This window comes from Neolewinella agarilytica, assembly GCF_900110645.1.
In the GTDB taxonomy this organism is placed as follows: Bacteria; Bacteroidota; Bacteroidia; order Chitinophagales; family Saprospiraceae; genus Neolewinella; species Neolewinella agarilytica.
On the sequence record NZ_FOFB01000004.1, the window covers coordinates 231,295 to 253,378 of the forward strand.

At 50.5% G+C, this 22,084-nt stretch carries 12 protein-coding genes; 8 read left to right on the forward strand and 4 right to left on the reverse strand.

What is annotated here, in order from left to right; genetic code table 11:
* Positions 1-21: 21 nt before the first annotated feature.
* Genes BM123_RS05525 through BM123_RS05535 form a run of 3 tightly spaced genes read left to right on the forward strand, consistent with a single transcriptional unit; the run spans position 22 to position 9,030 of the window.
* On the forward strand, positions 22-1,113 hold the full coding sequence (locus BM123_RS05525) for a PorP/SprF family type IX secretion system membrane protein (RefSeq protein ID WP_175489261.1): 1,092 nt from the start codon (positions 22-24) through the stop codon (positions 1,111-1,113).
* Positions 1,114-1,137: 24 nt separating this feature from the next.
* On the forward strand, positions 1,138-3,891 hold the full coding sequence (locus BM123_RS05530; RefSeq protein WP_090166124.1) for a tol-pal system YbgF family protein: 2,754 nt from the start codon (positions 1,138-1,140) through the stop codon (positions 3,889-3,891).
* 36 nt (positions 3,892-3,927) lie between these two features.
* Positions 3,928-9,030, forward strand: a complete 5,103-nt coding sequence (locus BM123_RS05535; protein WP_139211775.1) for a T9SS type B sorting domain-containing protein — start codon at positions 3,928-3,930, stop codon at positions 9,028-9,030.
* A gap of 232 nt (positions 9,031-9,262) precedes the next feature.
* Here the strand turns inward: BM123_RS05535 and BM123_RS05540 are convergent, their stop codons facing one another.
* Positions 9,263-10,219: a magnesium transporter CorA family protein gene (locus tag BM123_RS05540; protein WP_090166128.1), complete on the reverse strand. Its 957-nt coding sequence runs from the start codon at positions 10,217-10,219 to the stop codon at positions 9,263-9,265.
* 353 nt (positions 10,220-10,572) lie between these two features.
* Here BM123_RS05540 and BM123_RS05545 point away from each other — a divergent pair, with 353 nt between their 5' ends.
* Together BM123_RS05545 and BM123_RS05550 are read left to right on the forward strand one after the other, a co-directional pair.
* On the forward strand, positions 10,573-10,947 hold the full coding sequence (locus BM123_RS05545) for a VOC family protein (RefSeq protein ID WP_090166130.1): 375 nt from the start codon (positions 10,573-10,575) through the stop codon (positions 10,945-10,947).
* Between the two features lie 126 nt (positions 10,948-11,073).
* Entirely contained in the window at positions 11,074-12,873 is a 1,800-nt protein-coding gene (locus BM123_RS05550) for a sulfatase-like hydrolase/transferase (protein WP_090166133.1), read from the forward strand.
* A gap of 96 nt (positions 12,874-12,969) precedes the next feature.
* Here BM123_RS05550 and BM123_RS05555 read toward each other — a convergent pair whose 3' ends face one another.
* Entirely contained in the window at positions 12,970-13,932 is a 963-nt protein-coding gene (locus BM123_RS05555; protein ID WP_090166135.1) for an ATP-grasp domain-containing protein, read from the reverse strand.
* Positions 13,933-14,091: 159 nt separating this feature from the next.
* Entirely contained in the window at positions 14,092-16,542 is a 2,451-nt protein-coding gene (locus tag BM123_RS05560) for an outer membrane beta-barrel family protein (RefSeq protein ID WP_090166139.1), read from the reverse strand.
* 147 nt (positions 16,543-16,689) lie between these two features.
* Between BM123_RS05560 and BM123_RS05565 the strand changes: the two genes are divergently transcribed.
* The 3 genes from BM123_RS05565 to BM123_RS05575 all read left to right on the forward strand — a co-directional run bounded on the left by BM123_RS05565 (position 16,690) and on the right by BM123_RS05575 (position 20,888).
* A complete protein-coding gene (locus BM123_RS05565) occupies positions 16,690-17,517 on the forward strand; it encodes a hypothetical protein (RefSeq protein WP_090166141.1) in 828 nt (275 codons plus the stop codon).
* A 162-nt stretch (positions 17,518-17,679) separates the two neighbouring features.
* Positions 17,680-19,398, forward strand: a complete 1,719-nt coding sequence (locus BM123_RS05570; RefSeq protein ID WP_090166143.1) for a purine-cytosine permease family protein — start codon at positions 17,680-17,682, stop codon at positions 19,396-19,398.
* A gap of 8 nt (positions 19,399-19,406) precedes the next feature.
* Complete coding sequence (locus BM123_RS05575; protein WP_090166145.1) at positions 19,407-20,888, forward strand: mannitol dehydrogenase family protein; 1,482 nt, start codon at positions 19,407-19,409, stop codon at positions 20,886-20,888.
* A gap of 86 nt (positions 20,889-20,974) precedes the next feature.
* On the opposite strand, the gene BM123_RS05580 is transcribed toward BM123_RS05575, so the two are convergent.
* Positions 20,975-22,078 carry an aminotransferase class V-fold PLP-dependent enzyme gene (locus tag BM123_RS05580; RefSeq protein ID WP_090166147.1) on the reverse strand — a complete coding sequence of 368 codons (1,104 nt, stop codon included), beginning with the start codon at positions 22,076-22,078 and terminating at the stop codon, positions 20,975-20,977.
* Positions 22,079-22,084: the final 6 nt, after the last annotated feature.

Below are 22,084 nucleotides of genomic sequence, written 5' to 3' on the forward strand. Positions count from 1 at the left end.
TTGTAAATGTCCAATATGCGAATGTCTATTCTCAATATCGAAAAGCTGGTTATGTATTCCACCCGCCGACATCTGGTGGTAATGGCCCTTGTGCTGTTACCCATTCTTGCGTTTGCACAAGACTTCCATTACTCTCAATTTTATAATGCTCCCCTGCATTTGAATCCGGCTTTAACGGGTATTTTTCGGGGAGATGTCCGAGCGATGGGTAACTATAAGTCGCAGTGGACTGACGTTCCGGTAGACTACAAGACCGTAACACTTGCAGTAGACAAGAAATTTCTGAAGGTGTCTAATAGTAAAGGCTTCTTCTCTGGTGGCCTGGCCTTTAATTATGACCGTGCCGGTGACAGTAAACTGACTTGGGCAAACCTGGACCTTAACCTATCCTATACTAAGGTCTTTAGCCCGAAGGTTATTGTCAGCGTTGGCGGAAAAGGAGCACTGGTCCAACGTTCGTTTGATCAAGGTAACCTGCGCTACGATAATCAATTTGACGATGCAAGAGGCGTTTTTGATCCGGGGCTTGGCTCAGGAGAGAATTTTGACACAGATGGTCAGATTTTCCCCGATTTTGGCTTAGGTATCAACCTTCGCCTGCAGGCTAAGCAGACCGATGAGCTGGTTTACCGTAATAACCGCCGGACCAAGCTTGACCTGGGTGTTGCGCTCCATCACCTGTTTGCACCAGACCAAAACTTCTACGATAACGTAAGCGTACCAATTGAGCGTCGACTTAGCCCCTACGCTATTGCTACCTTACAGGTTTTACCCATTGTTGATGTCGTTGCTGGCCTCACTTACCAAAACCAAGGCTCTTTCTACGACGAACTCGTAGGAATGCTTGGTGGTCGTGTTTGGGTAAAGAACTCTTTAAGCAACCAAATCAGTGTTATGGCTGGAATGGGCTTAAGGAGAGATAAGATTCAGGATGCCTTCTGGCCCACCTTTGAAATCTCCTACAACAACTGGAAGGTTGGGTTGAACTACGACTTCAATACCAGCCAATTTGATATCGCTACCGAAAACCGTGGTGGCATGGAACTATCTGTTCGCTACATCCTCCGTAAAGTCCGGCCACTACCGGAATTTAAGGTTTGTCCACTCATTTAATCCACCACGGAATCCCAATTACTCATGCACAGATTTACGCACATTCTTGCAATTATTGTCCTGGCCTCTGTCGGGCTAATGGCGCAAGCTCAAACTTTTGAAGGCTATATTGAAGCTGCTGATCAATCCGTTGCCCGCGGAGACCAGTATAATGCTTTTCGCTTGTATGCTATTGCCGCCGAGGAATCCTGGGCCGAAGATAACGCTTATGACGAGCGGATTGCCGAGGTTTACTATAAGGCCGGTGTCGCTGCTTACCGGGCAACTGCCTACGCAGAAGCCGAAAAGTATATGGTTAAGCTTCAAAATCAACCTGAAGTAACCAAGTACACCTTACACAAATACTACATTGCCCAATCCGCCTTTCGGCAGGGAAGGTACGATCAGGCTGCTTCCAGCTTTCAGCAGTTCCTTGATGAACAGCCTGGAGCACCTGAAGAGTACCGGTCAACGGCTTTGGCCCAAATCAATGATGCTGACTGGGCTATTGATGCAATGGCCAATGCTGCAGATATTCAGTTCCGCCATATGCCTGAAGGCATCAATACACCGGACTCTGATGTGATGTACGTGCGTGGTCCAAAAGGAACGCGTTACTTCTCTTCCAACAACTTTGAGTATAAGGCGGATTCTCTTACCCCACAGCGGAGATTAAGCCGAATTATGAAGCAGACCGGAGAGAACACTGCGGAAGCACTCCCCGAAAGCATCAATATCCCAAATAAAAATGTAGCGTTTTCTGCTTTCAACAAAGCAATGAACAGGGTCTACTACAGCGTGTGTGATTTCCGCAATTACGATGAGTTGATCTGTGATCTCTTTGTTGCAGAAGTGGGAGCTGATGGCAACTGGACCAACCCACGGAAGCTTGATATTAATCAGGCAGGGTACACAACTACTCAGCCTAATGTTGGCTTTGACGCTACTTCTGGCTCGGAGTACCTCTTCTTCTCCTCTGATCGCCCGGGCGGCCAGGGAGGTATGGATATTTACCGGGTTAAGGTGTCTTCAGACGGCACACTTGGTACAGTAGAGAATGTAGAAAAGGTTAATACCTCTGAGAACGACGTAAGTCCTTTCTGGTACGGACCACGGCAAACCTTATACTTTGCCAGTGATGGCCGCTATACTTTTGGCGGGCTTGATATCTTCAAGTCTTACCTTATTGATGGTCGTTTCCGCAATCCTATTAATCTGGGCGCACCGGTTAACTCCGCTGCCGATGATGCTTACTATACCCGGTTCGATGATCCGGACATGGCTTATGTTTCTTCTCGTAAACCAGTAGAAGAAGCTACCTACTATAGTGACAACCGGGATGTGTGTTGTTATGACATTTACGAGTTTACTCCAGATCCCCGGATTGATCTTCAAGTCCTGACTTTCAATAAGCTTAACCAGAAAGAACTGGAAGGCGTTACTGTCGCTCTTTATCAGGAAACGCCAAGTGGGCCTGAACTAGTTCAGGAAATCACTAATCTGGAAGATAACGAATTCAACTTCCTGGTGGAGCCAGGAGGAGAATACAGCCTGAAGGCTACCCGTGACGGTTTTACGGAAGACCTTGACGAATTTGACCTGGCTAGCCCGGAACTCAAGGATCTGGCGTTCATTGAACGCAGAATGTACCTCAACCCGATCATCAAGCTCGATGTGTTTACGTTCAACAACGTAGATGAATCGGAGCTTCCCGGAGCGACGGTTCAGCTATTTGAAGTAGCTGATGATGGTTCGATGACCCTGGTGAAAGAGATTACTAACCCTACGGGTAATGACGCTCACTTTGACCTGGAAATTGGCAAGCGTTACCACGTAATTGGTGCTAAAGCCGAATTTGGTAAAGCAACTACGGATGTAGACCTACGTGAGGCAAGTGCAGATCAGGGCGGAACCATTCGTCGTGATCTTTACCTCGGTCAGGAGTTGGAGATCTACGTAATCGATGGCAGAACCGATGAACCCCTCGACAACGCATCCATCCGCCTTACCAAAATTGATGGTACTGTAGTTGGTGAAGACACCAACCCTGATGGGAATGACTTCTACTATACGGTTAACCTGGATCAGGACTTCATTCTTGAAACCAGCCGTGACGGTTACTTCCCTCGAAGAGATACGCTACGTTTCACTCGCCAGGATCTGATTGATGGTGGCGGTAAGCTCGTTTATACCGTGCCGCTGTTCAGTGATGATATTGATAAGTTCCTGCCATTTGAAGTGTACTTCGATAATGATCATCCCGATCCGGATGCTTATCGTTCCACCACGAAACTTCGTTACGATGAAACTTACTTCCCTTACATCGCTAAGGAAGGCGAGTTTAAGGAAGAAGCTGTCAGAGGTATGGAGAAGGAAGAAGCCTTCCTGATTGGAGGAGACATCTCTCAGTTCTTCACCCAAGAGGTGAAAGCAGGCTGGAAGCAGCTTACAAGATTCTCCGATGCCCTCATTCAGCACATGCAGAATGGTCGCTCCTATTCAATTGCTCTTCAAGGCACCGCAAGCCCAAGGGCTCCAACGGAGTACAACCGCAGGCTTAGTGCAAGAAGAAATATGTCTTTGGATTTATTCTTCCGCCATTACAAGGGAGGTGTACTCGCAAAATACCTGGATAGCGGAAAATTAGAGTTTGTGGAATCTGCTTTAGGAGAAACGACTGCTAATCTCGACAAGATTTACTCCCGTATTGATCGTCCGCGCGAATCTGTTTACAGCCCTCGTGCTTCCATTGAACGTCGGGTATCGCTTGTAAAAGCGACTCCAACTAAGAAAAAGTAACCTCTCACTGGCTTTGTGCTTTTAAAGAACGTAATCGTGAAACTATCTATCAAAATTCGCATGTCGCGCTTTGCCTGTGGTTGGTTGTTACCACTGCTAGCATTATTTACTGTATCCACGCTGCAGGCGGAGGGAATTAAGGACGTTGCTCCAAACGCAGCTTCTGCTCCGGTAATGCTTGAAACTGCTGGCGACTTTGCCGCCTATGACGGTGACCCTAATGCTCGCCTCATTGTTGAAATGACGGGGCCGGAAGAAACGCTGTTTCTTGGTCTGTCCGCAGAATTCAGCCGGCAGGGTGAGCCTTTCACTAACCTGAATTTCTCTCGCTACAACTTCAGAATTGTACAGGTGAATGACGATGGTACTACCAATGTGGTACACGGCCCTTTCACTGTAGGAAATGACAATGCTAACCTGGACGGCTTCGCAAATGCTGAGTTCCCCCTATACCCAACCACAGATCCTATGTTCGTCTTTCAGCCAACGGTTGGAGGTACTTACGCGATCGAATTTGAAGAATTTTCTAATGACAGAGATTCTAAAGTCAACATCGCTTATTGGGATTTCGCCGTTGTACGCGGTGGTGCAGAGCAGAATGGTCGACTTTACTCTAAATCCTGGGGCTTCCGTACGCCACAAGTAACGGGTGAAACGGACGAATGTGAATTCGACCGGCAATTCAACGGCTCATTCTTTAGCTATACTGCTGAAGGGTTTGTTTCCGAGGTTGACTTTGCTGATTCCGGCTTTCAGGGCCTTTCTTTCAGCGTAGCTTTCAACTCTCGTGGCCCCAGTAATGCTGGAAGCCTGGCTCTTGATCGTCGTTCTGTTGACGGTGCGGATTCTACTCTTACCGCTGCAGAACACCTTATTTTCTTGACCGAACCTGATGAGAGCTTATTCCCTAGTGATATTCAGAATTGTGGTGTTATCGCTCAGGTTGGTGAATCCTTCCGCTGTGATCAGGCTCAGGATTTTCCCTACTGCTTAACGGTAGAAGTAACCAAGCCAGGGCAGATTGATATCCTACTGGATTTTAACGAGAATGGTATCCTTGATACTGGTGCTCTTAGCCAGGACAGGGTTATTGTAGCAGATTTTAGCGACCCGGCTCAACTTACCCAATGCATTCCCTGGAATGGTTTGAGAGGTGACGGAACACGGGCTGATTACACGGATACCGTAGGTGTAATTATCACTTACACCCAGGGTGTTCAGCATTATTCCGCTTACGATGTCGAGTTTATGAAAAACGGTTTTACCGTTCAGACGGTACGCCCTAACTGTGGAAGTGTTGGTGTACCCGTTGAGCTCTACTGGGATGACCGTGACATTGCTCTTGACCCCGGTATTGACGGCATTCCCAAAGATAACCGGACGGGTAGTCTGCGCTCAGAAACTCCCCGCGCCTGGAACAACTTCAGTCTTGGTGATCAACCTGACGGCCGTGATTGTAGCAACTTCTTTGACAGTTTCACGGAAGGCTATGGCGATAAAAGCACCTTGAACACCTGGTGGTTTGCCAGTATGGAAACCTTTACGCCCATTAGAATTCCAGTGGTATCGGCTTTCATCTCCGGCCCGCAGGTAATTTGTATGGGGGACACCTCAATGCTTGTGGCAGATGATCCTTTTGCTGTAGGCGAATTGAGCTTCGTCTGGTCTGGTCCGGGTGTCGACGGGTTAACAACCGGCACCGTTCCGGCAACTATGACCGGAGAGTACTGCGTAGATGTAACGGACTCTGAAGGCTGCTCCGGAGAAACGTGCTACTCTATTGAAGTACTGGACTTTGATAATAACCAGTTCCCGGAAGAACTCTCCATTTGCTTTGGTGATGATGTTCAACTGCCGGTAGCAGGCCGTACGGACTACTCTTACGAGTGGAGCCCTAACATTGGTATCGATGACGTTAACTCGAGCCAACCAACCTTTAATCCTGAAGTTACAACGGTATATACCGCCACGATTACTAATGAAACCGTCGACGGTCTCTCCTGTCAGTCAACAGAAACGATCACCGTTACGGTTGCGCCTGACATCGGACTGGAAGTGTTGGGAGGTGGACCAATCTGTGACGCCACTACTACACTGACCGCGACTACGCAAATACCTGCAACGGTTGTTCTGTTTGATCCAACCGGTGTTCAAATTGGCACCGGAACATCGTTCGACGTACCCGTTAGCGGAGAATCCGATTACGTACTGGTGGCTACTGATGCTGCTGGTTGTACGGACACGATCACATTTACGGTATCAGGAGGCCCGGTAGATATTTCTTTACCTGACACCGTACTGAACTGTACGAGCGAAGGTGTAAATATCGCTGTGCAAAACCTGGACGCAAATGACGTACTTACCTATGTATGGTCTCCGGCGGAGCTTTTCGATCCTGAAACAATTAACAGCGCAACTCCTACTTTCATCGGAGGGCCTGGTGATTATCTGACAAGCGTAGAGGTTACCAACCAATATAACTGTACGACTACTGAGGAAGTCAGAGTAATTCTCATCAATGACGATGGTGCACTAAGCTTTACTCCAATGGTGGATTGTGACGGCAGGACCGTTAGCTTCACCAATACCAGTACAGTACCTTTCGGCTACGTCTATGATTTCGGAGATGGTAACACCAGTAATGAGACCAGTCCTACTCATGTGTATGGTAGCGTTGGAACCTTTACGGTTACTTTGGACCTGATCTATAATCAGGACTGTGTTGCCTCCTTCACTCAGGAGGTCACCACTTCAGAGACGCTCGTTGATGCAGCCGCAGGTGTTGCACTCGGAGACTGTGATAACGGTACGGCAACGATCAATTTCACGGATAACTCCATTAATGCTACTGGTACTCCATTAACTTATGCATGGACCTTTACGGGGGCTGACCAAACGGAAAGCATGGACGCAAATCCTTCCGTGACGGTTAGTCAGTCAGGTACCGTTACGGCGAGCCTTAGCGTAACTTCTTCTGACAATTGTACGTCTACCTTTGACACCACTTTCACGGTTGACCTTTCAATTGTAAACCTTCAGGATGAGGTTACCATTTGCCCGGGGGCCACTACTGAACTAAACCCCGGTGCTGTATCTGGTCAGACCTATACCTGGTCTCCATCGCCTGATTTTGATCCCAATGAACCAAATCCGGTAACGGGTGTGGCAGGAACCTACAGCGTAACGGTTACTTCTACTGCTGCAGACCTTAACTGCTCTAATGTAGATATGATTACAGTTGTCATTGCTGACAGCATCGGTCTTGTTGTCAACGGTCCTAACGGTCCCGTAAACGACGGAAATGCTAACGGAAACGGCGGTGCGGCCGGTGATGACGGAGACGGTGACGCCAGCGACGGTGACGCCGGTGGCAACGAAGTAGTACTTCCTTCGGTAAATACCTGTGGTGGCAGTATCGATCTTGATGTTGACCTGATGACTAATGACGACGTTACGGTTACCTACACAGACCTTGACGGAAACGTGATCGGTACCGGTGGAATGATTACGTTGAGCCCTGACGGCCGGGATACGGTTGTCGTTACGGCAGTTAACTCATTTGGTTGTATTGAAAGAGATACTATCATTCTGGTCAACAACCAGGTTGATGCAGGAGTAGACGTAGGCGCTGATGGCCTTAACTTCTGCTCTGCTACTGATACTTCGGTATTGGTAGTTAATAATGACCCCAATGATGTCCTTACCTATATGTGGGAAGCAAACGATATCATTTCCGGCCCACTGGATGGCGAATCGGTTGATATCACTTCACCTGCAGAAGGTTCCGTTGACCTGATGGTCACCGTCACCAATCAGTTTGGTTGTGATACCATGATCACCGTAACGGTGACGGCAACTCCGTTCACACCCAATGAATACCCTCCGGTTATTCTGCCTTGTTACGATGATGAATTCACCATTACGGGTGGAGATCGGGTGGACGGCTACGAATATGTTTGGGAGCCATCGGAGAATCTTGACCTGACGGATCCTGCTAACCCGGTTGGAACCTTTACAGAAGATGGTTCAGTAATGGTAACCATTACCGACCCCCTAACGGGCTGTTCTTCCTCACAAACGATTCAGGTGGATGTCGCTCCGGAGATTGATTTTATGGTGTCTCCTGCTGATACTGCCGTTTGTGAACCAACAATGGTTACCGTTGGTGGCTCTTCCGTTAACGACGATGTAAACATCACCTGGTACAGCGATGCTGAACTGATGAATGAAATTGGTACGGGTGGCACCTTTACTATTGATGCCGCTGAGCCCGGACAGACGTACACGATCTACGGACAGGCCGTTGACCCCAATACGGGATGTCAGCAGACTACGCCCGTAACGGTAACGGTTTCTGATATTACTTCGAATCTACCTCTGCCAAACATCGCGGCATGTGCTGGTGAAACACCAAGCATCTTCGGTGAGGTAGAGCCTTCCGGAGACCTGACTTACAGCTACGAGCCGGCTGGCTCCGTAGACGCTTCTGATCCCAGCAATCCGGTATTCACCGGAACGGATTCTGAGGTGATTACCGTAACCATCACCGACCCCGCTACGGGTTGTACAACGATGCGTGAAGTGGACGTAACCGTTACCGACCTGGGTAACCTTACGGGATCTGCTGACCCATCTGTTATCATCCTGGGCTCCGATACGGAACTGACCGTGCAGGGTTGTGATGACTGTGGCTATGACTGGATGCCTCCTAACGGTACTATTACCGGTAACGGTAGTACCGTAACGGCAACACCCGATGAAGCTGGCGACCTGATTTACGACGTTGAAGTAAGCCAGAACGGTTGTACGGAGATCGTGATGATCGAAGTTCGCGTAGAAGATCCCCTCTGTGATACGGATAACATCTACATCCCTAATGCCTTTACACCAAACGGTGACGGCATGAACGATGAGATGCGTGTACGCTCTAACTTTGCAGATCAGCTGACGGAGTTCCGCTTCATCATCTATGATCGCTGGGGACAGGAAGTCTACTCCAGCGACGATATCTTCGAAAGCTGGGATGGTACAACGGAAGGGGATGACCTTGAGCCTGACGTCTATGGCTACTGGCTGCGCGTTCGTTGTCCTGCCGGACAGGAACTCATCCAGCAAGGTAACATTACCATCCTTCGGTAAAACGCCTTTAGCTATCAGCTAAAAAGTATATCAGCGATCAACGATCAGTTGTAAGGGGTGAAACCCGGATACTGATGGTTGATCGCTTTTTTGTTTAAAGAAGAGGAAAAGAAATAATAGTGAGGTGCAACGTTGCTCGGGAGCCGGGAGAGTTGCTTGAAGTGCTAAGCCTAAGCACCTCTTTAAAGAAGCAATCATTGAACCTGCGGCCCCTCGCCCAAAAGGCTTTAAGCTAAAACATCCGCTTCCGCCGGAAATAGTAAATGACGGCAATGCTTAGCATTATGGAGAGCGCAATGATGCCCAAAAAGGCCCAAATACCCTGGTTAGCCTGGAACGGAACCTGAACGTTCATGCCAAAGAAAGAGGCAATTACCATAGGCACCGTCAGAATGATGGTGATAAGGGTAAGTCGCTGAATAGTAATGTTCAGATTGTTGGATATAATGGATCCATAAGCATCCATCGTACCGTTGAGGATATTCGTGTAAATGTTTGCCATCTCAAGGGCCTGACCGTTATCGATGATGATGTCCTCAAAAAGATCGGCCTGTTGCTCATCGTGGCGAATGCCCAGAAAGTCAGTTCGTTTCATCTTCATCTTCAGCAGTTCGTTACCGTTGAGTGCGTTGATAAAGTAAACCAGCGATTTTTCAATGCTGAGCAATTGCTTTAGCTCCCGGTTTCGGCTACTGTCATAGAGCTCCTGCTCAATCAGATTGCGTTTCACGTTGAGGCGCTTAAGGCAGGTGAGAAAGCGATAGACCGTATGCTCAAAGATGCGAAGTACGAAATCGGTTCTTCGGGCAGTGTTCACGTTCCGGATCTTGTTCTCCACGAAGAGCTTGAGCACGGGGTGCTGATCCCAGGAACAGATCGTAATCAGGTGGTCAGTGGTCAGGATAATCCCGATGGGGACGGTAATGTAAATACCCTCATTGTCGACTTCTGAACGAGATAGTACGGGGGTATTAACGACGATCAGCCGGGCATCCTCTTCGCGCTCATAGCGAGAGCGTTCGTCGGTGTCGAGTGGGTCCGTGAGGAAGTCAAGAGGCAAGCTATACTCTTCCGCAAAGGAAGATAGCTCGTCCGCCGCAAAGGGAGGAGAGAGCTTAATCCAGCAGCGTTCTTCCCGTTCGCCCACTTCTTCCAGACGACCATTGCGAGTGGCGTAGTAGCTGACCATGGAAAGATAATTTAGTGAACGGGGACAAAGATAGACGGGATGTTGGTTCACACCCGCTATCATAAGTTTAATCTTAGGATAAAAGTTCTCTGGAATGGATCTTTTGGCGTTTCATTTCTCTCGTGATCGATGATTTGAAGATTAAAGGGGCGCTACCGCAGGATGCAATGAATGGGTAAAGGCGCAATGAAACCCCGATAGGCAGCGACTCCGGAAGAAGTAACGGCCAAATATTCGCAGCCTTACAAGGCTCCGTCTAGGCGGTAAATTAGTTTCCGGATAATATTCAGCCCGTTTTCCGGATGCGAATAAGGATGGTATATTTAGGTATTCAGCTGATCTAAACTTAACTCATGACAGAATCTACAATTAACCCGGCCATGGCCACTCGCTGGATTGAGATCCCGGTGAGTGACTTTGATCGGGGGAAGCAATTTTACGAGCAAGTTTTCCAAACAGATATCGAAGTGATAGAGTTGGGGGATTTGCGCATGGGAACTTTCAAAGACAGTAGCGTTGCCATCTGCCATCATCCGCAATTTTACTTCCCGGCTAAGGAAGGCATGATCGTTTACTTCAAGGCAGCAGAAGACATGGAAGCCATGCAAAATCGAGTAGTCGCGGCCGGAGGAGAGATACTCATTCCCTGGAGAGTAATCAGCCCGGAGCAAGGCTCAATGGCATTGTTTCTGGATAGTGAAGGGAATCGGGTGGGGGTGAGGAGCTAAGAAGTCAAATAGTCAGGGGTATGCTAAATTTGTGGGGGAACCTCAGGGCGATTTGCAGCGGGTAGTTTTACCCTTTTCAGGTCAGGAATTAGCATCTTACACGATTATAATTTAACCCTTCCCGCTATGCGACGTTTTCTTCCCTTGCTTTTATTAACCCTCCTTTGCACCTGCGACCGCGCCGGAAAAAGTCAGGGAATCAGGGAGCCAGATAATCAGGAGTTTGGAGAGTCGGAGAGCCGGGAAGAACTACCTAATGTTCTCTTTATTCTGACGGATGACCAGGGCTACGGAGATCTGTCGATGATGGGCAACGACAGCATTGAGACGCCGCATATGGATGCGCTGCTGCAATCGGGCGCTTTCTTTGACCGCTTTTACGTCAGCCCGGTATGCGCGCCCACCCGCGCCAGCTTCCTGAGTGGGCTCTATGCCCCACGCACGGGAGCGGTCTTCGTAACCCGCCGACGGGAGACGATGGACGACGGCATCCTCACGCTGCCCGAATACCTGAGGCACGCAGGCTACCGAACCGGCCTGTTCGGTAAATGGCATAATGGGGCGACTTTTCCTTACCACCCCGGCGGGCAGGGCTTCGAAGAATTTCTGGGCTTCACACTGGGGCATTTCAACGATTACTTCGAGGGAGAACTGGTAAATGAGCGCGACGAAGTGGTGCCCTTTAGCGGGGATTTGACGGAGATTCTGACGGATACCGCCAGCCACTTCATGCAGCAGGAATCCTCCCAGCCCTTCTTTTGCATGCTGACCTATCAGGCGCCGCATACTCCCGTTCAGGTGAGTGATAAGCACTGGGATCGGGTGAGCCAGCGAGGACTGACGCCTTACAATACCGGTATCTACGCGATGATTGAATCCATCGATGAGCAGATTGGACGGCTACTGGAGGAGCTGGAACAAGCTGGTAAGCTGGAGAATACCCTCATCGTTTTTGCTACGGACAATGGCCCGAACGGAGACCGGTATCGGGCAGGGCTGAAGGGGACGAAGGGGCAGGTGGATGAAGGCGGTGTACGGGTGCCTTTCGGAATCAGGTTCCCCGGAAACCACCCGGCGAACGGGCGGAAGATCAGCACTCCCGCGGCTCACATTGATTTGGTGCCGACGCTCCTGGAACTGGTGGATTTGCCGGTTCCGGAGGAGCTGGACGGGCAGAGCCTTTTGCCGCTGCTTCTACCTGAACACCCGGACACATTTACCCAGGAGCGATTTATCTATGCTTTCAAGCAGGGCTATGACTTTACGCCCTACCCGGGAAGTATGCGAGATCAGAATTTCCTATACGTACTGCGTGGTCCTAACGAACATGAATTGTATCAATTGGATAAGGATCCGGGACAGCGTACGGATATTATGCAAACTAAGCAGGACTGGCTCAAAGGGTTGCGATCGCGTGGTAGAGACATGGCAGAGGCATATGCGACTTTCGCCGCTACCGTTGCCCGCCCGGACCTGGTCGCTCCGCCCATCGATCTGGATGCGGCCCCCGGCCCGATCCGATTGCTGGCGCACGAAGGGGAACCCCGGGGAAAGACACACTTTATGGACAAATACGGCTGGGCTAACGATTTTTTCGTTGACTTAGGATCGGAGGGAGCGTACTGGCCGGTAGAAACGGATGAAGCGCGTAGCTACCGGGTGAAAGTTCGCTACCATTTGGAGGGCAATAGGGCGCGGACGCTGGTGCTGAGAACGGATAAGGGCAATGAAGTCTCGGTGGCGCTGCCTCCGGCGCGCACAACACTCATTCCCGTTGCCGACCGGGTGAAGCGCAAAGAAGTGTACCCCCGCCGTTGGGCGGAGGTAGAAGTCGCCGGTCTGTCCGTTAGCCCGGGAAGCAGGGAGCTCAGCATCGCCAGCCCCGGAGGGGAGGGCTTGTGGGTGAAAGAAATTACGCTGGAGTAGATGCCCGCCTCCAAACAGCAGAGTGCCCCCCAATAAAAACGCCCGCTCCGATTCATTCGGAACGAGCGCTTTCTCTTTGTATGATCGATTCAAATATTAGCGGTTGGAGTCATAGGTGCCAGCCACCGACTGTTGCACAAACTTGCCCCAGGTGAGATTGCTTTTGCCGGGTTCCTGTGCCTGCGCGCGTTCGATGGCGTATTTGGCGGCGTGCTCGATAACCCAGTTGAAGTTTTCTTCTCCGACACTGAACTTGTCAGCGTCAGGGGCGGGATTGCAGAAGTCGATGGCGTAGGGAATGCCGTCGCGGACGGCAAACTCAACGGTGTTGAAGTCGTAGCCCAGCCACTCGTTAATTTTGATGACATAATCGTGCATCGTCTGCATCAGCTCATCGCTTACTTCGTGGTGACAGTTGTAGCGATCGAGGAATTCGTTGCGGGGCTCATAGTGCATGATTTTTACGTACTTGCGGCCAATGCAGTAGCAACGGAAGTAACTGGTAAAACTGATGTTTTCCTGTAACATCATCACGAGCTGGCCCGTCTCGGCGTGCGCCTTCCAGAGGTCTTCTGGGGAGTTGAGTTTGTATACTGATTTCCAGCCGCCGCCATCGTGGGGCTTCGTCCAGGCAGGCCAACCAATGTAGTTAAAGATACTCTGCCAGTCCAGGGGATGAGCAAGATTCGTGAAAGATTCATCTGATGTGTCATCCGGCTTTTCAAAACTGGGTAGTAACACTGTCTTAGGGACGGGGACATCCAGGGCTCCGACACTCAGGACGTTATTGAAGAACTTCTCATCAGCGCTCCACCAGAAGGGGTTATTGATAACGGCCGTACCCGTAGCCGCAGCGTTTTTCAGCATAGCGCGGTAGAAGGGGACATCCTGACTGATCCGGTCGATGATGACAGCGTAGCCCGGATTAAGCCCCTGGCCGCACTTGTCGATTTTAACGGGCTCGGCCATGATGCCATCTACGTTCATATCATTGATACGCTGGATAACTGCCGGCGGAAAGGATCGCTCGCGGCCGTAAAGGATGCCAATTTTCTTCATGTCTGAGGGTGGTTTCTGTTGATAAGTGTCAATAATAGGGAAATGTTCTTACATGTTGGCATTATGGGAGGGGAATGGTGAGTTTTTCTAGGAGCGGAAGAAATACCGGGGCTTTCAGGCGTTTGGGTAAATGACGGGCAGACCTTTCAGGACCGCAGTTTAGAAATCTTCCCCGCCGCCACCGCCGCCGCCACTCTGACGATTACTACGCTGCGGCTTCAGTTTTTGCAGGCTGTACTGGAAGCCGACATATACAATCCGACTCTCCCGTTGGAATTCACTACGGGTAGTCAGGTTGGTGAGCTCCGTATCAAAACGGTACCGCCGCGTATTGAACAAGTCAGTAGCGCGGAGGGTGAGGGCCCCTTTGCCGTCCAGGATTTCTTTGCGGAAACCAAGATCAACACTCTGGATGGTGCCGATGCGGCCCTGTGGGCGCACGCCCGGGCTTCGGTAGAAATAAGTGAACTGTGCCTGCACGTTCCAAGGCAGCTGGTAGCTACCCTGAAGGTTGCCGCTGAAGAGGTAACCATTGGCCTCAATGTTCTCGTTGTCGGCATTGCCAATCACTTCACTGCGATAGCCGTTGGCACTGGCCGTAAGTTCGAAATTTTTACCCGCCCGGTAGGTAGTGATCAGCTCAATACCGTAGTTGCGGCCACGATCGAGATTAGCCCGTGTACTCAGGGTAACACCGCCGGGCTGGCTTTCACTGATGCGGCTGATCAGGTTGTTGAGTTGCCGGAAGTAGCCGCCAACCGTGATGGTTCCGCTTCCATAACGTTGCTGAAGGTTCAGCTCAAAACTATTGATGGTTTCCGGAAGGAGGAAAGGGTTGCCACTACGGAGATTGAAGGGGTCGCCACGATCTACAAAAGGGTTGAGCGCCCCGGCACGTGGGCGGTTAATGCGACGACTATAGCTCGCTTGCACGGTTGTATTGTCGTCGAATTCATAGCCTGCGAACACACTGGGATATACCTTGAAATAGTCGTTATTGAATACCTCAAGATTGGGTTCCAGCAGGGTACTGGTAGCAAAAACCTGCTCAATACGCAGGCCGGCACTAAAGGTGATTTTATCAATCTGGCCGCCAAAGGTGCCGTAGATGGCGTGAACGTCTTCTTTATAGTTGAAGAGGTTGCTAAGACTATCGATTTTCATCAGACTGCCGGTGGCCGCATCCTCAAAGGCTGCATCAGTAGTCATGTCGAGAAGAGTACTGCGCCACCCGGCCTCAAATTTGTAATCCCCGATCTGTTGCTCGTAGTCTGCCTGGGCCAGCCATTGCTTCCGGTCCTCCAGGGTAGGGGCCCGCTGAAGCACATTGGCCAACAGGGCACCAGCGCCGTCGGTAATGGTTTCGTCGTAGTTTTCGGTTTCCGATTCGTCGTTTTGGCTAAACTGCAGGGCGGCGGAGAACTTACGCCCTTCTTTGGCAAAGGTGGTGGAGTAATCGGCTTTGATCTCGTAGTCAGTTTCTTCGCTGGGCTCTGTCTCCATCCGGAAACTGCTGCGGTCAAGTACCCCTTCACTGTTGAAAAAGTCCGTTACGCGGTCATTATTGCTTTGCCCGTTTTCCAACTGGTAGTTCCCCTGAATACCGATAGTACCGCGTTTGCTGATAGCGTATTCTGTTCCCAGCTTAAACATCTGAGACTCCCGCACGCGGTCTCCGTCGAAGGTGAAGAAGCGACTAAAGCTACTGTCCGCAATCACGCCCGTTTGATCCCGGAACCCCTGGAAGAAGCGCTCGTCGTAGCGGCCGCTAATACCGGCAAAGGAGTTGAATTTACCTTTTTTCCAGTTAAGGTCAAGGCTGCCGTCAAATTTATTATTGGTTCCGGCATTAAGGTTTATACTGGCGTTGAAGCCATCTTCCCGCTTGTTTTTTAGTACAATGTTGATCAGGCCGGCGGTGCCTTCCGGATCGAAAGCCGCACCGGGGTTAGTGATGATCTCGATGCGCTCAATGTTAGTGGCGGAAAGGGATTTCAGATAAGTAGCCGGGTCGCTACCGACCAGTCCGCTCGGACGACCATTGATCAGGAAACGGACATTCCCGCTGCCCCGCAGGGAGATGTTGCCCTCCAGGTCGACACTTACGCTGGGAAGTTGCCGGAGCAGGTCTTCAGCGGATCCACCGGCGGCAGCAACACTTTTTTCTACGTTGAATACTTTACGGTCGAGACCCAGTTCCATCACGGCGCGGTCGGCCGTTACCACAACTTCTTCCAGGTCCTGTCCACCCGTACCCAGCACGACATCCCCCAGTGCAAAGAAGCGCTCTGATTCGTTGAGCTCTACTTCCAGGTTCTCTGTAGAGTAGCCAATGAAGCTGGCTTCAACCCGGTAATCTCCAAGTGGCAGGTTGTCGAAGTTGAAGGAGCCGTCCAGTTCCGTGGTAGTGCCGGTGATAAGACTATCGGTAATGGTGTAAACGACTACGTTGGCAAAGCCAAGAGGCTCTTTGGTTGTGCCGTCAATGAGCTTTCCACTCAGTCCTCCACCTCCGGGTGCGGAGGGAGGGCTGTCTTGAGCTTGTAAATTTGGAAAGAGTACAGAAAATAAACAGAGGGCCAAAAGGATAAGGCGCAAACGCGGGTGCATGGTCGAGGTATTAAGCAAGGGAAGCTATTTGGTTACTGGGTGATATTCCTGCAACCCGACTACGGCGAAGGTTGTTTTGCCGCCACATTACGTTAACAAGCTATTGGGAAACCATTGGGCAGACTTCAATACTACTATCTTGGGGCCATGATCAAGTTGCCTTTAATCGCCCCGTTAATTTGCTTCCTGCTGTTCTTTGGCTGCCAACCAAAAGAGGTTGTTCCTGAGACGATTACCATGACTAAAGGAGACATTGTCTTATCTGTAGAGCCCGCATCGGGAGGGCGGATCAGCAGCCTCACTTTCCGCGGGCGGGAGGTGCTGAAAACCAGTCGCGACAGCCTTGGCTTACAGTGGGGGAGCACTGCCTGGACCAGCCCGCAGTCAGACTGGAGCTGGCCCCCCATTGCTACTTTTGACAGCGAGCCCTTCACCGTCACCGAATTGCGGGAAGGTGTTATCCTGCTGGAAAGTAAAAGAGACCCCGATACTTATCTGCGTATGCGTAAGCGGATTTCCCTTGGTGAAAAATCAGATATCGGCATCACTTACTGGGTAACCAACGAAGGGCCTTCTTCCACAAAGGTTGCCCTGTGGGAAAATACCCGAATCCCCTACGGAGGCTATCTGTCTTTCCGGGCAGACTCTCTCCGCGGCAGCTTGGACTCGCTTCCGACAGAACTTGTTGATTCCACCTATCGTATCTACCTGGACGAACGGCATACCCAGCCGCAAAAGGTCTTTACTGACCTGAAAGCGGTACCCGTAAACTACCACCACAAAGGCCTCGTACTGCGAAAGTATACGAGCGTGAAAGAGTTGTATCGTACGGCGCCAGGACAGGCGCCATTGGAAATTTATCTCGACCCACCGGCAGGTTTCGCCGAATTTGAATTGCAAGGTGACTACCTCCTGCTGCCACCAGGCGAAAGCGCTAACTTGCGGGTACGGTGGGAAGTGTTTCCTGAGCTGTAAGCGAAAGTAGCGGGGCGGCCAAAGGAACAGCCCCTGAGTGACGTTTATTGAAAAATGAGCGGCAGCTTAGCGCAGTAACCTCTTCGGGGTAGCTTAAAGTTACACTTAAGCGCTTTTACCTAGCTTTAGCCATCATGGGGGTTAATGACTAACTTAAAGGCGATGAGTACAAACAAAGATTTCCAGCAATTCGAAAACATGCACGAGGAGCAATTGCCCGTGCCAAAACACAAGCTTCACGACTGGACACATTTTGCCGGATTGTATGCCGCAGAGCACGTCGCGGCAACAGAGTTTGTGATCGGAGCCACCTTCGTTGCTCTGGGGGCAAAAACCATGGATATTATCATGGGGCTCCTGATCGGTAACATCCTGGCCGTGTTGAGCTGGACCCTGATTACCTCCCCGATTGCGGTTGACACCCGGCTGAGTCTGTATACCTACCTCAATAAGATTGCGGGGGATTCTATGTCAAAGCTCTATAATTGGGCTAATGTCTTAATCTTTACGGTCATCTCGGCGGCCATGGTTACGGTCTCTTCCACGGCAGTTCGCTTTGCTTTTGACATACCGGCACAGCTGGATTGGTACCCTACCAATGTATGGTTTGTCATGATCGTTCTGGCCGTTGGTGCTTTCGTAGTCTTTGTGGCTATTTATGGCTTTAATGCCGTTTCAGAGTTTTCGGGAATATGTGCTCCCTGGCTGTTTACCATGTTTGCCAGTGGGGCTATTGTGTTACTGCCAGCCTTGTCTTTAGACGTTTTGGGCAAAACACTGCCGGGCGGATGGTCTGATTTGGTCAGCATCGGAAATCAATCTATATGGACGGGAGTCAACAGTGAGGGGCAACCGGGAATCGGGCTGGTGGAAGTTATTGGCTTCGGCTGGGCCGCTAACACGATTACGCATTTTGGCTTGATCGATATGGCATTACTCCGGTTTGCCAAAAAGAAATCCTACGGCCTGGCTACCAGTACCGGAATGCTGTTCGGGCATTATATCGCATGGATCTCGGCCGGGATTATGGGGGCCGGTGCTGCCGTAATTCTGGGTAAAACTATCGTAGAGTTAGACCCGGGAGACGTAGCCTACTACGCCCTGGGCTGGTCAGGCTTTGTCATTGTTATTGTGGCGGGCTGGACGACGGCCATCACCAATCTGTACCGGGCAGGCCTGGCAGCCCAGGCCATTTTTAGCCATTTCTCCCTCCGGAAAACAACCATGGCGGTCGGGGCAGCTATGGTCATCATTGCTTGTTTCCCTTTCGTCTTTTCTCAGATTTTACCGCTGTTGACTTATGCCGGGCTTATTGTCGTCCCCGTAGGTGCCATCGTTTTTGCGGAACATCAGCTATTTCCTAAAATCGGCTACACCCGCTACTGGTCTAAATTCCAGGACTATGCTCATAGCTCCCCGGCCGTAATTTCCTGGGGACTGGGCCTGGTCTTCGGCTTTGGTTTAAACGTACTGGACGTCATGTCTTTCTACTACCTCTTTATCCCAACCTGGATATTCACCATAATCGTTTACACTTTGCTGGCCGGTAAGTACGGTGCCAAAAAGCAGTACCCCGAAGCAGAAGCAAGAGAAAGAACCTATAACGAGAATGTTGAGTTATACCAGCAGGAATTAGCCGCCTCCGCACCACCTGCGGTGAAGGATACTTCCGCTTTTTCTAAAGTGTTGAGTTTCCTGTCCTATGCTGCTCTGGTGGTGACCTTACTGTTAGCGGGTAACGTGCTTTTTGGTAGTCAAGACGAAAGTACCTACTTCTCTAATCGGGAAACTTTCTATTTCTACGGCTTTATTTGCACGCTGCTTTACTTCGTTGCGGCCTATTGGGTGATGAAGAGAGGCAAGATTGTCAACGCTAAATAAATAACTTAATGGAGTTAACTTACTTACACGAACCAGCGCTTGATTCCTTGTCAGAGCGACTTCCCTGCCCAACGTACAGGCAGGAACCACTGAGAACGGGAATCGTCCACATCGGTGTCGGTGGATTTCATCGTTCCCACCAGGCGTATTACATCCGTGAGCTGCTACAAAAGCAGGATGCATTTGCCTGGGGTATCTCTGGGGTTGGTTTGCGGGAAGGAGACCGGAAGATTAATGAGGTCCTCCATAAACAAGACAGCCTGTATACCCTGATGGTGCAACACCCTGATGGGAAAGTAGACAGCCAGATAATTGGTGCATTACGGGAGTATTTATTGGCCATTGATCACCCTGAATCGGTAGTGGGGAAATTGGCGCACCCGGACACAAAAATTGTTTCCCTGACCATCACCGAAGGGGGGTATAACTTTAACGCCAGTACCGGCGAGTTCAACTTTGAGAATCCAGATATTCAGCATGAACTGAAGCATCGGGGTCAGCCGCGAACGGTCTTTGGCTACTTAACGGCGGCACTGAGCGCACGCCGGGCGGCCGGAGTGAAAGCTTTTACGGTTTTATCCTGTGATAATATTCAGCATAATGGCGCAATGGCTAAAAAAATGCTGCTGGCCTTTGCACGCGAGCAAGACCCTGAACTGGGTCAATGGATCGAAGAAAACGTCAGCTTTCCTAATACGATGGTTGACCGGATTACGCCCGTTACCACTTCTGCAGACATTGATTACCTAAAAGAAAAATATCAACTGGTGGACGAATGGCCGGTTGTCTGTGAACCCTTTATTCAGTGGGTAATTGAAGATGACTTCGTGAATGGCCGTCCGCCCCTCGAAAAGGTTGGTGTTCAATTCGTGCCGGACGTTAGTCCCTATGAAAAAATGAAAATCAGGCTGTTAAATGCCGGACACTCTGTGTTGGGGATTCCGGGTGCACTTCATGGTCACCCGACGATTAACGCCTGCATGGAAGACCCCGTTTTTGTTGCCTTCATGCGGCGGTTCATGGATCAGGAAGCCACCCCCGTTTTGGGGGCCGTAGAGGGGATTGACCTGGAGCAATACAAAGACAAACTGGAGGAGCGTTTTGCTAACCCTAACATCAAGGATGCAGTGAGCCGGATTTGCTCGGAAAGTGCGGCTAAGCTGCCTAAGTTTTTAATTCCTACCATCCAGGAGAACCTGTCCTCGGGCGGTAGCATCAGGTATGCCTCCCTGATTGTCGCTGCCTGGTGTTATTATAGCGATAAAGAGGTGAGCGAGAAGGGCGAACCTTTGGAAATCATAGACGCGATGCAGCCCCAATTACGGGAAGCAGCCCAAAAGACGGGTAATGACCCGCTGGCCTTTCTACGGCAAAGAGACCTTTTCGGTGATCTCGTGGAGAATGAACGATTTACTAAAAGCTACGTGGAGTATATCGACCGCATCTGTCAGGGAGCAGGTGTCCGGAAATTGATGGCTGAATTGCTGTAGGGCTAAGCGCTTGTTTGGGCGCAGCCGCAGGTGCCCTATTGGGTTGAAGGGCAAGGTTCAAGCTACAAGCCAGGCCTTTTCACCCCTTAAATCAGACTCAGAAACAGCTCAATCTCTTCCTCCGACGTGAAAAAGTTAGGACTTACCCGAATGTTCTCTCCCTGTAACGTCACCAATACTTTATGCGCTTTCAACTTTTGGTAGAGCTCTTGGGTGGTGTTCGTTGTGCCGGTAGTGAAATGAACGATGGCCGTTCTTCCTGCCCTGTTTCTGGTGGGGCTTATTATTTGATAGCCTTTTTCGTTGAGCCCGTCTATCAACAGGTCGGTGTTTTCCAATGCCTTCCTGTAAATGTGGTCTACCCCAATCTCAAGCACTAGCTCGAGCCCCGCAATCCAGGCATCGAAGAGTGCGTAAGCAAGGTTGCCCGTCTCAAACTTTCGGGCATCTTCGTGGAAGGAGAGTTTATCGTACGTTTTCTCTGCGGCATACATTCCGGCTAAGACGGGATTGATCGTTTTGACGACTCTGTTACTGACGTACAGGAACCCCGTTCCATGCATCCCCAGTAACCATTTAAATCCACAGCCAGACAATACATCGATTTGATCCCGTTCCACGTCAATGGGGATCATGCCCGCTCCCTGGGCCGCGTCGACCACGAAGAGGGCTCCTTTTTCGTGCGCCAACTTGCCGATAGCCCTAAGGTCAGGCCGGAAGCCACTGTTAAACCTAACGGAAGCAATGGCCACTACGCGTGTATTTTGATCGATCAGCGCTCCGATGGCCTCCGGGTCGATACTATTGTCCTTATTGATTTTTGCTAACCTGACCTCAACACCTCTCTCTTTCAGTTGTAACCATGGAAAGGCACTATTCCAATGCTCCCGTTCGGGGAGTACGATGTTGTCTCCAGCATTCAGCTCCAGGCCTTGTGCTACCATTCCGATGCCTACACCGGTACTGGTGGTTAGGGCATATTCATCTGGCGTACCGCCCAGAATTTTTGACAGTAGTTCCCGGACCTTGTTGCGGTCAAAGCCTTTCTTTCCTAAGGGGTTCGTCTCCGTTTGCAAAAAGGCTTGAAGCCTTTCGTGCCCCAGGGTATTCAGAGGGGCCTGAGAGGCGCAGTTCAGGTAAGTGGCCTGGCTGGTAACGGGGAAAAGCGCGCGGATTTGTTGTAAAGTCATCGTAGG